This is a genomic window from Bradyrhizobium zhengyangense (assembly GCF_022012555.1).
Lineage (GTDB): Bacteria > Pseudomonadota > Alphaproteobacteria > Rhizobiales > Xanthobacteraceae > Bradyrhizobium > Bradyrhizobium zhengyangense.
Genome location: NZ_JAKLTZ010000005.1, coordinates 291,467 through 305,721, shown reverse-complemented (window position 1 = coordinate 305,721; position 14,255 = coordinate 291,467). Strand labels below are relative to the sequence as shown.

The 14,255-nt window shown below is 64.4% G+C and carries 10 protein-coding genes; 1 reads left to right on the top strand and 9 read right to left on the bottom strand.

Going from position 1 to position 14,255, the window contains the following annotated elements:
- Positions 1 to 55 precede the first annotated feature (55 nt).
- Both L6639_RS21545 and L6639_RS21540 read right to left on the bottom strand, forming a co-directional pair.
- The gene (locus L6639_RS21545) at positions 56 to 1,486 is read right to left on the bottom strand and encodes an aldehyde dehydrogenase family protein (RefSeq protein ID WP_237863631.1); all 1,431 of its coding nucleotides are present in this window, start codon (positions 1,484 to 1,486) and stop codon (positions 56 to 58) included.
- 283 nt (positions 1,487 to 1,769) lie between these two features.
- The gene (locus L6639_RS21540) at positions 1,770 to 4,133 is read right to left on the bottom strand and encodes a transketolase (protein WP_237863630.1); all 2,364 of its coding nucleotides are present in this window, start codon (positions 4,131 to 4,133) and stop codon (positions 1,770 to 1,772) included.
- A 131-nt stretch (positions 4,134 to 4,264) separates the two neighbouring features.
- Between L6639_RS21540 and L6639_RS21535 the strand changes: the two genes are divergently transcribed.
- A complete protein-coding gene (locus tag L6639_RS21535) occupies positions 4,265 to 4,726 on the top strand; it encodes an Lrp/AsnC family transcriptional regulator (RefSeq protein WP_237863629.1) in 462 nt (153 codons plus the stop codon).
- Positions 4,727 to 4,730: 4 nt separating this feature from the next.
- Here L6639_RS21535 and L6639_RS21530 read toward each other — a convergent pair whose 3' ends face one another.
- The 7 genes from L6639_RS21530 to L6639_RS21500 all read right to left on the bottom strand — a co-directional run bounded on the left by L6639_RS21530 (position 4,731) and on the right by L6639_RS21500 (position 14,020).
- Positions 4,731 to 5,810 carry a zinc-binding dehydrogenase gene (locus L6639_RS21530; protein ID WP_237863628.1) on the bottom strand — a complete coding sequence of 360 codons (1,080 nt, stop codon included), beginning with the start codon at positions 5,808 to 5,810 and terminating at the stop codon, positions 4,731 to 4,733.
- A 60-nt stretch (positions 5,811 to 5,870) separates the two neighbouring features.
- Positions 5,871 to 6,812, bottom strand: a complete 942-nt coding sequence (locus L6639_RS21525) for a DMT family transporter (protein ID WP_237863886.1) — start codon at positions 6,810 to 6,812, stop codon at positions 5,871 to 5,873.
- Positions 6,813 to 6,999: 187 nt separating this feature from the next.
- Entirely contained in the window at positions 7,000 to 7,839 is an 840-nt protein-coding gene (locus L6639_RS21520) for an aldo/keto reductase (RefSeq protein ID WP_237863627.1), read from the bottom strand.
- Positions 7,840 to 8,138: 299 nt separating this feature from the next.
- Positions 8,139 to 10,844: a molybdopterin-dependent oxidoreductase gene (locus tag L6639_RS21515; protein ID WP_237863626.1), complete on the bottom strand. Its 2,706-nt coding sequence runs from the start codon at positions 10,842 to 10,844 to the stop codon at positions 8,139 to 8,141.
- A 15-nt stretch (positions 10,845 to 10,859) separates the two neighbouring features.
- Entirely contained in the window at positions 10,860 to 12,077 is a 1,218-nt protein-coding gene (locus L6639_RS21510; protein ID WP_237863625.1) for an NAD(P)/FAD-dependent oxidoreductase, read from the bottom strand.
- Positions 12,078 to 12,087: 10 nt separating this feature from the next.
- Positions 12,088 to 12,516, bottom strand: a complete 429-nt coding sequence (locus L6639_RS21505; RefSeq protein WP_237863624.1) for a globin family protein — start codon at positions 12,514 to 12,516, stop codon at positions 12,088 to 12,090.
- 121 nt (positions 12,517 to 12,637) lie between these two features.
- Positions 12,638 to 14,020, bottom strand: a complete 1,383-nt coding sequence (locus L6639_RS21500; RefSeq protein ID WP_237863623.1) for an MFS transporter — start codon at positions 14,018 to 14,020, stop codon at positions 12,638 to 12,640.
- Positions 14,021 to 14,255: the final 235 nt, after the last annotated feature.

Below are 14,255 nucleotides of genomic sequence, written 5' to 3'. Positions count from 1 at the left end.
AAAAACGCCGGAGCGGTTGCCCGCTCCGGCGCTTTGTTCGTTCAGGCGCTGCCGCTTACGCGGCGTTGAAGCCAGCAACCGCCTTCACTTCGAGGAAATCCTCGAGGCCATACTTGCCCCATTCGCGGCCGTTGCCGGACTGCTTGTAGCCGCCGAACGGCGCGGTGCGGTCGTTGGGCACGCCCTGCAGATTGACGTTGCCGGCGCGGATCTGGCGGCCGACGCGCTTGGCGTCCTCGACCGAAGCGCCGGAGACATAGCCGGCGAGGCCATAGGGCGTATCGTTGGCGATCTGCACCGCCTCAGACTCGTCCTTGGCGCCGATGATAGTCAGCACCGGCCCGAAGATCTCTTCGCGCGCAATCGTCATGTCGGGCGTGACGTCCGCGAAGATGGTCGGGCGGACATAGAAGCCCTTGTTGACGCCTTCGGGCAGGCCCGGGCCGCCGGCGACGAGCGTTGCGCCCTCGTCGATGCCCTTCTTGATCAGGCCCTGGATCTTGTCCCACTGGCCGCGGTTGACCACGGGGCCGATCGTGGTGCCATCGGCGCGCGGATCGCCCGCCTTGGTCTTGTCGGCGACGGCCTTCGCGATCGCGGCGACTTCCTTCATCTTCGAGGCCGGCACGATCATGCGCGAGGGCGCGTTGCAGGATTGGCCGGAGTTGTTGAACATGTGCATCACGCCGCCGGTCACCGCCTTGGTGAGGTCGGCGCCTTCGAGGATGACGTTCGGCGACTTGCCGCCGAGCTCCTGGCTGACGCGCTTCACGGTGGGAGCAGCGCGCTTGGCCACGTCGATGCCGGCGCGGGTCGAGCCGGTGAAGGAGATCATGTCGATGTCGGGGTGCTCGCTCATGGCGGCGCCGACCTCGGGGCCGAGGCCGTTGACGAGATTGAACACGCCCTTCGGCACGCCGGCTTCATGGAGGATTTCCGCAAAGATCAAAGCCGAGGTCGGCGTGAACTCCGACGGCTTCAGGATCATGGTGCAGCCGGCGGCAAGCGCAGGCGCGACCTTGCAGGCGATCTGGTTGAGCGGCCAGTTCCAGGGCGTAATCATGCCGACCACACCGATCGGCTCGCGCAGCACCATGGCGGTGCCGACGGGCTCCTCGAAATGATAGTTCTTGAGCACGTCGAGCGTGGTCATGAGATGGCCGAGACCGGCGCCGGCCTGCAGCTTCTCCGCCATCGGCAGCGGGGCGCCCATCTCATCGGAGACGGCGGCGCCGATCTCCTTGATGCGGGTCTTGTAGACCTCGATCACCTTGGTAAGCAGCGCGACGCGCTCCTCACGGCTGGTCTGGGAGAACGTTGCAAAGGCGCGCTTGGCGGCGGCAACGGCCTTGTCGACGTCAGCCTTGGAGCCCAGCGCAACCTCGTACATCGCCTCTTCCGTCGCGGGATTGACGACCGGAGTGGACTTCTTGACGGCGGGATCGACCCAGGCGCCGTCGATGTAGAATTGCATGCGATTGACCATCGTTAACCTCTTCTTGGGGGCTTAGGGGGCGTTTCGGCAGGCATCCTTGCACGAAAGCGCCGGCAATTGAACCCGCCATATGCGGGGCCAGCGTTGCGGCGGACGGAGGTTATATGAGCCGATGGCGGGAACGAGGCAAGGTGGCAGTCAATGTCGTCCTGGCGAAAGCCAGGACCCATTACCACCGAACCGTGTTGGTTTGCTCAGGCGTCTACCGCCTGTCGCCTACAACGGCTGCCGCGGCTGTATGGGTCCTGGCTTTCGCCAGGACGACGGCAAAGGCCTACACCGCCATCTTCCGATGCAGCACCGGTGCGCCGGTGGTGAGGCTTTCGGCCGCATCGATGATGGCGTTGGCATCGATGCCATAGTGGCGATACAGATCGGCAATGGTGCCGGTCTGGCCGAACTGCTCGACGCCGAGCGCCTCGACGCGATGGCCGCGGACGCTGCCGAGCCAGCCGAGCGCGGATGGGTGGCCGTCGATCACGGTCACGATGCCGCAGTCGCGTGGCAGCGGCGCCAGTAATTGTTCGATATGGCTGAGATGCTGCACGCCGCGCCGGTCGCGCCGCAATTTCCGCGCGGCGGTCCAACCCGCATGCAGGCGATCGGCCGAGGTGATCGCGAGCAGGCCGATGTCGCGCCTGTCTTCACCGATGAAGCCGGTGGCCTCGATCGCCTCCGGCGCGACTGCGCCGGTATAGGCGATCACGAGTTCGGCATTGGGGCCCGGCTTGCGCAGCCAATAGGCGCCATCGGTGATGCCTTGCTGCAGTTCGCCCGTCATGATGCGCTGCGCCTGCTCGATGCTACGTGTCGACAGGCGCAGATAAACCGCGCCACCCTCGCCCGGATCGCGCTGCATGTGCTGGAAGCCCCAGCCCATGATGACCGCGAGCTCGTCGACGAAGGCTGGCTCGAACGAGGCGAGCCCATCCTGCGCCATGCCGATCAGGGGCGTTGCGATCGACTGGTGCGCGCCGCCCTCCGGTGCCAGCGTGATGCCTGACGGCGTCGCCGCCACCATGAAGCGCGCGTCCTGGTAGCAGGCATAGTTCAGCGCATCGAGGCCGCGCTCGATGAAGGGATCGTAGAGCGTGCCGACCGGCAGCAGCCGCGCGCCGTTGATCTGGTGCGACAGGCCGAGCGCGGAAAGCATGATGAACAGGTTCATCTCGGCGATGCCGAGCTCGAGGTGCTGGCCCTTGGGCGAGGCATCCCAATTGTAGGTGGACGGAATTTTCTCGCTGCGGAATAAGTCGGCCTTCGCGGCATTGGCGAACAGGCCGCGCCGGTTCACCCACGGGCCAAGATTGGTCGAGACGGTGACGTCGGGCGAGGTCGTGACGATGCGTTTTGCCAGCTCGCTGTCGCCGCGCGCGATCTCATTCAGCACGAGGCCAAAACCCTGCTGGGTCGACATTTGCGGCGACGGCTTGAAGGCGAGCTGGGTGGGCACCTCGACGACGGGCGCGGTCAGCCGGCGGCCGTCCTGGTTGAACGGCACGCGTGCGAGGAAGGCGTCGAGCTCGGCGGCGCTCTGCGTGAGGCCCTCGTACTTGTCCCATTCATGGCCGGGGCGGATGTTCTGGCTCTCGCGATATTTCTCCATCTGCGCGACCGTCATCAGACCGGCATGGTTGTCCTTGTGGCCCTGGAACGGCAGGCCGACGCCCTTGATGGTGTAGGCGATGAAGCAGACCGGGCGATCATGGTCGATGGATTCGAACGCCTCGACCATGCTCGCCATGTCGTGGCCGCCGAGATTCGACATCAGCGCCAGCAGATCCTCGTCGCTGCGCTTGTCGATCAGTTCAGTGATCGGGCCCTGGTCGCCAATCTCATCGTGCAGATGCTTGCGGAAGGCCGCACCGCCCTGGAAGCACAGCGCGGCGTAGAGCGCGTTCGGGCAATTGTCGATCCACGCCTTCAGCGCCTCGCCGCCGGGCTCGGCAAAAGCTTCGCGCATCAGGCGGCCGTATTTCACGATCACCACGTCCCAGCCGAAATTGCGGAACATGGTCTCGAACTTTTCCCACAGACCTTCGCGCACGACGGCATCGAGCGACTGCCTGTTGTAGTCGACCACCCACCAGGTGTTGCGCAAGCCGTGCTTCCAGCCCTCGGCGAGCGCTTCGAAGATGTTGCCCTCGTCCATCTCGGCATCGCCGACCAGCGCGATCATCCGCCCTTCGCGGCGATCCTTCATCCAGCCATGCGCCTTGACGTAATCCTGCACCAGCGAGGCGAACAGCGTCTGCGCAACGCCGAGGCCGACCGAGCCGGTGGAGAAGTCGACGTCGTCGACATCCTTGGTCCGCGAGGGATAGGACTGTGCGCCCTTGAAGCCGCGGAAATTCTCCAGCTTCTCGCGGCTCTGCCGGCCGAACAGATATTGGATGGCGTGGAACACCGGGCTCGCATGCGGCTTCACCGCGACGCGGTCCTCCGGGCGCAGCACGTGAAAGTACAGCGCCGACATGATGGTTGCGAGCGAGGCGGAAGAAGCCTGATGACCGCCGACCTTGAGGCCGTCCGCGTTCGAGCGGATGTGATTGGCGTGGTGGATGGTCCAAGACGACAGCCACAGCGCCTTGCGGGCCACTGCAGTCAGGGTTTCAAGACGCGCGGAATCGACGGGCATGGCGATGCTCCGGAAAATAAGGCGGATCATACGCCTGCCGGCGACGCCAGATTTCTCAATTTTTCGCGGCATACCCGCAGATATTGGGATATCATACCAATAACCGACCCAAAAATTCAGGTTTTATTCCAATGCCCGAGCTCGACGTCATCGACCGCAAGATCCTCTTCTATCTCCAGAATGACAGCCGCCTGACCATGCAGGAGCTCGCCGACAAGGTCGGTCTCTCGGTCTCGCCCTGCCATCGCCGGGTCAAGCTGCTGGAGGAGCGCGGCGTGATCTCGCGCTATATCGCGACCGTGGACCAGAAGGCGCTGGGGCTGCATGTCAGCGTGTTCATCTCGATCAAGCTGGCGCGGCAGAAGGAGGAGGACCTCAATCGCTTTGCCCGCGCCATCTCGAAATGGGACGAGGTGCTGGAGTGCTATCTCATGACCGGCAACCGCGACTATCTGTTGCGCGTCGTCGCCGCCGACCTCGCCTCCTACGAGACGTTCCTCAAGACCAAACTGACCCGGCTCGACGGCATCGCCTCGATCGAGTCGAGCTTTGCGCTCAGCCAGGTCAAATATTCGATCGCGCTGCCGGTGTAGGCCCTCACCGCCACGGCTGCACGATGATCTTGGTGTGCGCCTCGGGATTGGCGAGATCAGCGAACGCTTTTGCAACGCCGTCGATGCCGACTTCAGCGGTCACCATTGCCGCGGCGTCCACCTGCCCTTCCGCGATCAGGCGCAGCGATGCCGCAAACTCCTCCGGCGTGTAGCCGAGCACGTACTGGACGTTGAGCTCCTTCATGATGCCGAGCATAGGCTCGTTTCTGTCGCTCTCCATGCAGACGCCGACCACGACGATCTTGGCATCGCGCGGGGCGCCCTCGAACACCTGCTGCAGCAGGCCGGGCACGCCGACACATTCGAAGATGATCGCGGGCTTCAGCGCCGGCAGCATGGCCTGGAACGGCGGTCGCGCCGCCTTCTCGGCCTCCGACATCTGCGCGTGCTCGGCCCAGGTCGCATAAGGCTGCGACACCTTGGGGTCGACGACGATGTCGGCACCGAGCTTTGCGGCAAGCGCCCGTCGCGCCGGCGAATAGTCGGCGGCGACGATCGGGTGCAGGCCCTTGATCCTCAGCGCTGCGATCACGGCAAGCCCGACCGGGCCGCAACCGATCACCAGCGGCACCTCGCCGCCGCTTATGCTGGCTTTTTCGACCGCGTGAACGCCGACCGCGAGCGGCTCGGTCAATGCGGCGTGTTCCGGCGCAAGTCCGTTCGGCACTTCCAGCAGCAGCGGCTCGCTGAGCAGCATGTGCTCCGCATAGCCGCCGACAAGCTCGTTGGAATAGCCGATGCCCTTGATGCCCTCAGGCGTCAGCAGCGCAGGTAGCGAGCACACATGCGTGCCCGGCTTGAGCTTGCGCGTTGTGCCGGGGCCGTAGTCGACGATCTCGCAGCAGAACTCGTGGCCGAACACGACATCGCGCGACAGGTCCATCGGCGTGCGCCCGGTCTTCTTTGCCATCTCGACCATTCGCGGCGCGTGCTGGCGCGCGTGCAGGTCGGAACCGCAGATGCCGCAGGCGAGTGTCTTGACCAGCACCTGGCCGGGGCCGGGTTTCGGCTCTGCCATCTGACCGACGACAATCTCACCGTTCCTGAAAATCGCTGCGCGCATCCGGCTCCTCCTGCTTCATCGGAGCCGTTGATAGCACGTATCAGCGCACGCGAACTTGCGTCAGGGGTTCGGAGACCGTGCTGCCTGCACCAAAACCTGGGCGCGGCGGACACGCTCGCGGTGAGCGATGTAGAGCCCGCTGGCGACGATGAAGGCCGCTCCCGTGACGGTCCAGACATCAGGCAGCTCGCCGAAGACGAAGAAGCCCAGAATGCTGACCCACAGCAATTGCGTGTAGGAGAACGGCGCCAGCACCGAGGCGTCGCCGTAGCGATAGGCGAGCACGATGATCCACTGCCCGACGGTGGAGGCCAGGCCGATCACGATCCCGAGCCCGATGCCTGTCCAGGTCGGTGTGACCCAGACGAACGGCACCATCACGGTGAGGATCGCAACGCCCGTGAGCGCGGAATAGGCCATCGTGGTGAGAACGGCCTCGCGCCCGCTCATCATGCGCGTCATGATCAGCGCGGCGGCCCAGCAGAGTGCCGAGATGATCGGGAAGAACGCCGCGGCGTGGAACGCGGCCGAGCCCGGACGAATGATGATCATCACGCCAATCAGGCCGAACCCGGTCGCGATCCAGCGGCGCATGCCGACCTTCTCGCTGAGGAAGATGATCGAGAGCGCGGTGACGAACAGCGGCGAGACGAAGCCGGTGGCCGAGGCTTCCGCGATGGGAAGGAAGCGCAAGCCGGTGATGAAGAAGAGCGAAGAGCCGAGCAGCGCCGTGCCGCGCATGATCTGCAGGCCCAGCCGCTCGGTCCGCATCGCATGCAGCGGCGAGCCCGGCAGCATCACCGGCAGGAACATAAGCGCGAAGGTGACGAAGCGAATCCAGGTGATCTCGATCGACGGCAGGCTCGATGACAAATATTTCGAGGTGACGTCAGAGCAGCCGAGGAAGATCGTCGACAGCAGCACCAGCGCGATACCTTTGAAGGGATGGTCGACGCGCGCAGGCGCACGGCGAGCCTCCTGCTTCTTCTCCGGCAAGGGCATGGGAATACTGTCGAGCCTTGCGGCTGCGGCGGGCGGCGGTGTCACTGGTAGACCTGGGAAAAATGCGAATCGAGACGGCCCATAAAAAACGCCAAATGCGCCGCGTTCACAACTTCCGAAAACAGGATGCCGATATGCGCTGACGTCCACGCGTGTCAACGTCCCGTTAATATTGCGCGTTTGTGCGCTACAGCATGGGTAGGCCGCGCGGCTTCGGGCCGCGCGGAAACGCCGCATCCAGTGCCGAAATCTCCTCTTTCGTCAGCACGAGATCGCCCGCCGCCGCATTTTCGCCGGCATGTTCCGCGGACGACGCCTTCGGGATCGCGAACACCGTAGTCGCACGGGTGAGGAAGCTCAACGCGACCTGACGCGGTGTCGCACGACGCGCCTCCGCAATGCGCGCCAACATCGCGCCGCCTTCGCTGCGCGCATCCGGAAAGTCATCGTGTCCGAACGGCGAATAAGCGACGACGGCAACGCCGTGCCGCTCGCACCACGGAATCACCGTGTGCTCGATCGCGCGTTCCTTCAGATGATAGAGCACCTGATTGCAGGCGATCTTGCCTTCACCGGCAACGTCGAGAATCTCGTCGAGATCGTCAGCGTCGAAATTAGAGACGCCCCAGGATTTGATCTTGCCTGATGTCACCAACTCCTCGAATGCGGCGACGGTGTCTTCAAGATCATACGAGCCGCGCCAGTGCAGGAGATAGCAATCGAGGCTGTCCGTCTTCAGCCGCTTCAGCGAGCGCTCACAGGCCGTGATGGTGCCGCGACGCGAGGCGTTGCTCGGCAGCACCTTGGAGACCAGGAACACCTCATCGCGACGACCCGCGATCGCGTCGGCAATGACGAGCTCGGCATCGCCATACATCTCGGCGGTGTCGATATGGGTCATGCCGAGATCGAGCCCGCGCTGAAGCACCGCGATCGCGCGCTTGCGGTCGCCGTGGTCAAGATACCAGGTGCCCTGCCCGATCACGGAGACGCTGGCGCCTGACTTGCCGAAGGGCTTTGTGTTCATATTCGCTCCGACGCCGGTCTTTGGCTGAGACAAACTGCCGTCACGCTCAAGAGTTCAATCCTCTGATGTTTCGATCAGACGCGGCGGCGTTTCCAGGTACATCATGGTTTTTGTGGATGCTGAGGGCAGCGCGCCGAACCATAAGGCACAATCGCGGGCGCGTCGATTGGGGGTGGCAAGTTTGGGCTGGGGAGACGGCACCTGCGCGCTGCTCTCGTGTCCCGGACGCGCTGCAACGCGTCAGCGTTGCTGCGCAGAGCCGGGGCACGAGACCGTCTAGAAGACCACCGTCCGGTACTTTAGCTCGCCGCACCCGCGACCTTCGCCTGCTTCGCCGGCGCCAATTCCGTCGTCGCAATCAGGCGCTTCAGTTCGGGGATGCAGGAGCCGCAATTGGTGCCGGCCTTGAGTTTTGCGCCAATCTCGGCGGCTGTCCGAGCTCCGCTCGCGATCGTGTCGCAGATGGTGCCGCGGCCGACGCCGAAGCAGGCACAGACAACAGGGCCGGTCGAGGCGGCGCCTTCGCTGGACTTGCCGGACAGCAGCATGCGGCGCTGGTCGTCGGTGACACGATCGGCCGCGAACACGTTTTTCACCACATCCCAGTCGCCGGCATCATGCGCGGGGCCGACGAACAGGCAGGTCTCGATACGATCGCCCGAGAACGAAGCCGCGCGGAAAACGCCGCCGCCGAAATCGCGATACTCAGCCACGTCCTCGCCGGCGGCACTCTCGAGCCAGGCCGGCCAGCGCGACAGGTCCGCGTTGTCGGCAAAGAGATAGCCGAAGCCGCCGCTGACCGTGACGCGCGTCCACAGCAGGTTTGGCGGCAGATCGAGCTGCTTTCGCGACAGCGCAAAACCGCGGAAGACGAATTCATACGGCGCGATCGCAGCTGGCGTCGCCTTCGATTCCGGCTGGCCCGAGAACGGATCGGTGAAGGATTGCACCAGCGCACCGACACGCCCCTGTGAGGCGTTCATCGCGCTCCAATGGATCGGTACGAACAACGTACCGCGCTGTTGGCATTCGCTGACGACGACCTTCAGGATGCACTGGCCGTAATCGGTGGTGATGCGGGCATAGCCGTCATGAGCGATACCGTATTTGCCGGCGTCGTCAGGATGGATCTCGACGAAGGGCTCGGGTAGATGCGCGCCCAGCCGCTGGCTGAGTCCCGTGCGCGTCATGGTGTGCCACTGGTCGCGGATGCGCCCGGTGTTGAGCCTCAGGGGACGCGACGGGCCGGTCTCGCCGCGCAGCGCCGGCACCTCGGGCGCAACGAAGCGGCCCTTGCCGTCATTGGTGAAGAAGCCACCTTGCGCGAAGAAGCGCTCTCCCGGTTCTCCGCCTTCTCGCGCCGGCCACTGCACCGGCTTCAAGGCGTCGAAATCCTCGTCGGACATCGACGTCATCGCGCCGATATCGAAATCGCGGCTGCCATTGTTCTCGAAGGCCGAGAGCGCGGCATGCTCGCGGAAAATCTCGGCGGCGGATTTGTAATCGAAGCTGTCGCCGAAGCCGAGACGCTTGGCGGTCTCGCTGAGAATCCACCAATCGGGCCGCGCCTCCCCGGGCGCCGGCAGGAACGAGCGCTGGCGCGAGATGCGGCGCTCGGAATTGGTCACCGTGCCCGACTTCTCGCCCCACGCCAGCGCCGGCAACAGCACATGCGGGCCGGCTTCGACCGTATCGTTGCTGAGCACGTTCTCGGACACGACGAACAGCTCGAGCTTCTTCAGCGCCTCGCGCACGATGTCCGCGTCGGGCAGCGACACCGCGGGATTGGTGCCCATCACCCACAGCGCCTTGACCTCGCCGCGGTTGATCGCCTCGAACAGCTGCACTGCCTTCAGCCCCTCATGGGTGGCGATACGCGGCGCCTTCCAGAACCGCCTGACGCGGTCGATGTCGGGCGGCGTGAAGCCCATGTGCGCGGCGAGCATATTGGCGAGGCCGCCGACCTCGCGGCCGCCCATCGCATTGGGCTGGCCGGTGAGCGAGAACGGCGACGCGCCCGGCTTGCCGATGCGGCCCGTGGCGAGATGGCAGTTCAGGATCGCGTTGACCTTGTCGGTGCCCTGCGCCGACTGGTTGACGCCCTGCGAGTACAGCGTCACGACGCGGGTCGTGTCGCGGAACATCCTGAAGAAGGTGGCGACGTCCTGCTCGGAAAGCCCCGTCGCCAGCGCGGTCGCGGTGATGCTGCCGGCGATGTTGCGCGCACGCGCCAGCACGTCGTCGAAGCCCGAGGTGTTGTTCGCGATATAATTCCGATCGAGCGCGCCATTGTCGGCGAGATGAACGAACAGGCCGGAGAACAACGCGGTGTCGGTACCGGGCTTGAGGCCGAGGAACAGGTCGACGTCGCTTGCGGTGTCGGTGCGGCGCGGATCGATCACGATCATCCGCGCGCCGCGCTCGGCGCGGTTCTTCAGCATGCGCTGGAACAGCACCGGATGACACCAGGCGGCGTTCGAGCCGACAAACACGAGGAGATCGGCCTGGTCGAGATCCTCATAGCAGCCCGGCACGGTGTCGGCGCCGAAGGCGCGGCGATGGCCGGCGACCGAGGACGACATGCACAGCCGCGAATTGGTATCGACATTGGCGGTGCCGACAAAGCCTTTCATCAGCTTGTTGGCGACGTAATAATCCTCGGTGAGGAGCTGGCCCGACAGATAGAACGCGACCGCGTCGGCGCCGTCGCGCGCGACGATATGCTTCATGCGATGCGCGACATGGTCGAGCGCATCGCTCCAGGCCACGCGTTCGAGCACGCCTTTGCAGCGGATCATCGGATAGAGAAGCCGGCCCTCCAGCCCGATGGTCTCGCCGATCGCGGAGCCCTTCGAGCACAGCCGGCCGAAATTGGCGGGATGGTCAGGATCGCCCGCGATCGCAGCGCCACCCGCGCCATCCGGCGTTGCAAGCACGCCGCAGCCGACGCCGCAATAGGGACAGGTCGTCTTGGTGGTACGAAGCGAGGGATCGATCGCCGTCATATCAAGCCGCCTCCATCAAGCAGCTTTGGAAGGACGCGCAAGCGCACGGCCGAACATCATGTCAGCGCGAATCCCTGCGATCTTCTCGCGGGTGCGGATCAGCTCGAGATACCAAAGCGCGTCGGCGGTCTCGCCGATCAGCACGGCGCCGGTGAGGCATCCGTCCGAGATAACGAGCTTCTTGTAGGTGCCGCGGCGGCGGTCGGTCAGCACGAGACTCTCGCTGCCTTCACCGCCCATGAAGTCGCCTGCCGAGAACACGCTGACGCCGGACACTTTCAGATTGGTCGAGACCACGCTGCCCTGGTAGGCGGCGGGGCGTCCGCCGAGATGCCGGGCCAGCACGCGCGCCTGCTCATAGGCCGGCTCAACCAGACCGTAGCAGGTGCCGCGATGCTCGGCGCATTCGCCGAGCGCGTAGATGTCGGGAGACGCCGTCTGCATCACATCGTTGACGACGATGCCGCGGTTGACCGCGATGCCGGCGTCCTTGGCGAGCGCAACGTTGGGCCTGATGCCGGCGGCGAAGATCACGGCGTCCGCCTCGATGCGGCTGCCGTCGGCCAGCTCCACGGCTTGGACATGGTGCTCGCCGTGAATGCGCGCGGTGGAGGCGTTGAGCATGACCCGGATGCCCTTGCGCTCGACCAGCGTCTTGAGCAGATCGGCGGCTGGCCCATCGAGCTGGCGTTCCATCAGCCGGTCCATCAGATGCAGCAGGGTCACGGGCGCACCGGCCTTGGCAAGGCCATAGGCCGCCTCGAGGCCGAGCAGGCCGCCGCCGACCACGACGACGCGCTTCTTCGCTGCCGCCAGCGTCAGCAGCAGATCGACGTCGCGGGTGTCGCGAAAGGTGTGCACGCCGGCAAGATCGGCGCCTGCTACGTTGAGCCGCAGGGGCGTCGATCCCGTCGCGAGCACGAGCTTGGAATATTCCATGCTCTCTTCACCCGCGATCTTGAGCTCGCGACGGCCGGTATCGATTTCGGTGACGCGATAGCCATAGCGCACGGTGACGCCGCGATGGCGCCACCAGTCCGCCGGTCGGAGCTCGATCTCGTGCGAGCCGGTCTCGCCGGCCAGCACGGATGAGAGCAGCACTCTGTTGTAAGCGAGCCGCGGCTCTTCGCCGATCACAGCGACCGCATAGCGGCCGAGCGCGGTCTTGGCGAGCTCGTCGACCAGACGCGCGGCTGCCATACCGTTACCGACGATGACGAGCGGTTCACTCACAAGGCATCTCCTATTCGGCGGCCTGCGCCTGTGGGCCATAGGCCTCTGAAATCATGTAGCCGGACAGCACGCCGTAAGCGTCGGTCCAGGCGGTTGCGAGCTCGGGCGTCCAGGCCTCGCCGAGGCCCTTCTCCAGCGTCCACAGCAACGTCGCACCGACCACGGGATAGTGCTCGGCCTTGGCGCCGTAAGCGACGTGACGCCTGGCGAGCGCGGAGGCCGCGGGAAGAATCGTCTCGAGATTGGACAGGCCTCCGACGACAGCGGCGAGCATGCCCATCAGCTTCTTGCGCTGCTCGGTCATGTCCTCGGGAAACATCGCGCGCACGGGGGGAGCGACCTCGAACAAGCGGTCGTAGAACAGCTGCGAGGCTGTTTCTGAAATCGGTGCGACCTTGGAAAAGCTCTGCTGCACGAGGGCGATCTGCTGTGGCGTCATGATGGTCTCCTGTCTGTTTCGGTCTGCCTTTGTCCGCGCCGTTGCGGAAAAAGTTCATGGGTCAAACGTCATCAGAGCGGCTTCTCCCCGCGTACGAGGAGAAGCGTGTTTCATGCCAATCTCACACACGCGCTTCGGCAAGGCTTGGCGCGCCTTCAGCCTGCGAGCTGCGACGCAGGTAGAACCACCAGGTCAGTCCGAGGCAGATGGCGTAGAACGCGAGGAAGATCGCGAGCGCGAGCTGCGGACCCCCGGTCGCGGCGATCGACTTGCCGAAGCTGCTCGGGATCAGATAGCCGCCGACGGCGCCAACCGCGCCGATGAATCCGACCGCCGCACCGCTCTCGATGCTCGCCGTCTTCAGTGCCATCGCGCGCGCCGCGTCGCCCTTGCCGCGCACCTTGAACAGGTTTTCTTCGCGGAAGATCGACGGGATCATGCGGTAGGTCGAGCCGTTGCCGATGCCCGTCGTCAGGAACAGGATCAGGAACATCGACAGGAAGCCGGTGAAGTCCTTCTGCCCGACGAAATACAGCACGCCGATCGTGGCCGCCGCCATCGCGATGAAATTCCAGAAGGTGATGATCGAGCCGCCGACCTTGTCCGCGAGCCAGCCGCCGAACGGACGCGACAGCGAGCCGACCAACGGACCGAGGAACGCAATCGAGATCGTGACCGTCGGAAACTGGGTCTTGATCAGCAACGGAAACGCGGCGGAGTAGCCGATGAAGGAGCCGAACGTTCCGATGTAGATGAAGGCCATGATCCAGGTGTGCTTGCGCTTGACGATCGCGAGCTGGTTCTTCACCGACGACTTGGCCGAGGTCAGGTTGTTCATGAAGAACACCGCGCCGAACACCGCGACCGCGATCGGCAGCACCCACATCAGGCCCGCGTTCTGCAGATAGACACCGCCGACCGGCGTCGCCTGGAACAGGTTGATGACGGCGAGCGTCATCAGGATCGGTGTCAGCAACTGCACGCTGGAGACGCCGATGTTGCCGCCGGCCGCATTAAGGCCGAGCGCCCAGCCCTTCATCCTATCCGGAAAGAAGAACGAGATGTTGGTCATGCTGGAGGCGAAATTGCCGCCGCCCAGACCCGCCGTGGAAGCGATCAGCAGCATCAGCCAGAACGGCGTCTCGGGCTGGCTCACGAAGTAGGCGAGCGACAGCGTCGGAATGAACAGGATCGCTGCGCTGAAGATGGTCCAGTTGCGGCCACCGAAAGTGGTCACCGCAAACGTATAGGGGAAGCGCATCAAGGCGCCGATCAGGCCAGGGACGGCCACGAGCTGGAACAGCTCATCGGTCGAGTAGTGGAAGCCTGCCTGCGGCAGCTTGGTCGCGACGATGCTCCAGATCAGCCACACGGAGAAGCCGATATGCTCGGCCACGATCGACCAGATCAAGTTACGCCGGGCGATAGTCTTGCCCGTCGCATTCCAGAATGCCTCATCCTCCGGTCTCCACTCTGAGATCCAGGTCGGACTGTCTTCCCTCATTGGAAAATCCCTTTCGCTAGGAAGGCGCGACACCGACAAATCGCGGACGCAAAGAGGCACGCTCGGGGAAAGCCCCCGATTGGGCGGTGTCACAGATTGGTTGATTGCTTGTGACGGCGTCGATGGCGTCAAAACTCGTAATTCAAGCCTTGTGCCAACGGCGCGCACCAAGAAAATACAATTACAAACAACGGCCTAGACTATTTGATGAATCTTTAGGCTGGCCTATAATTGC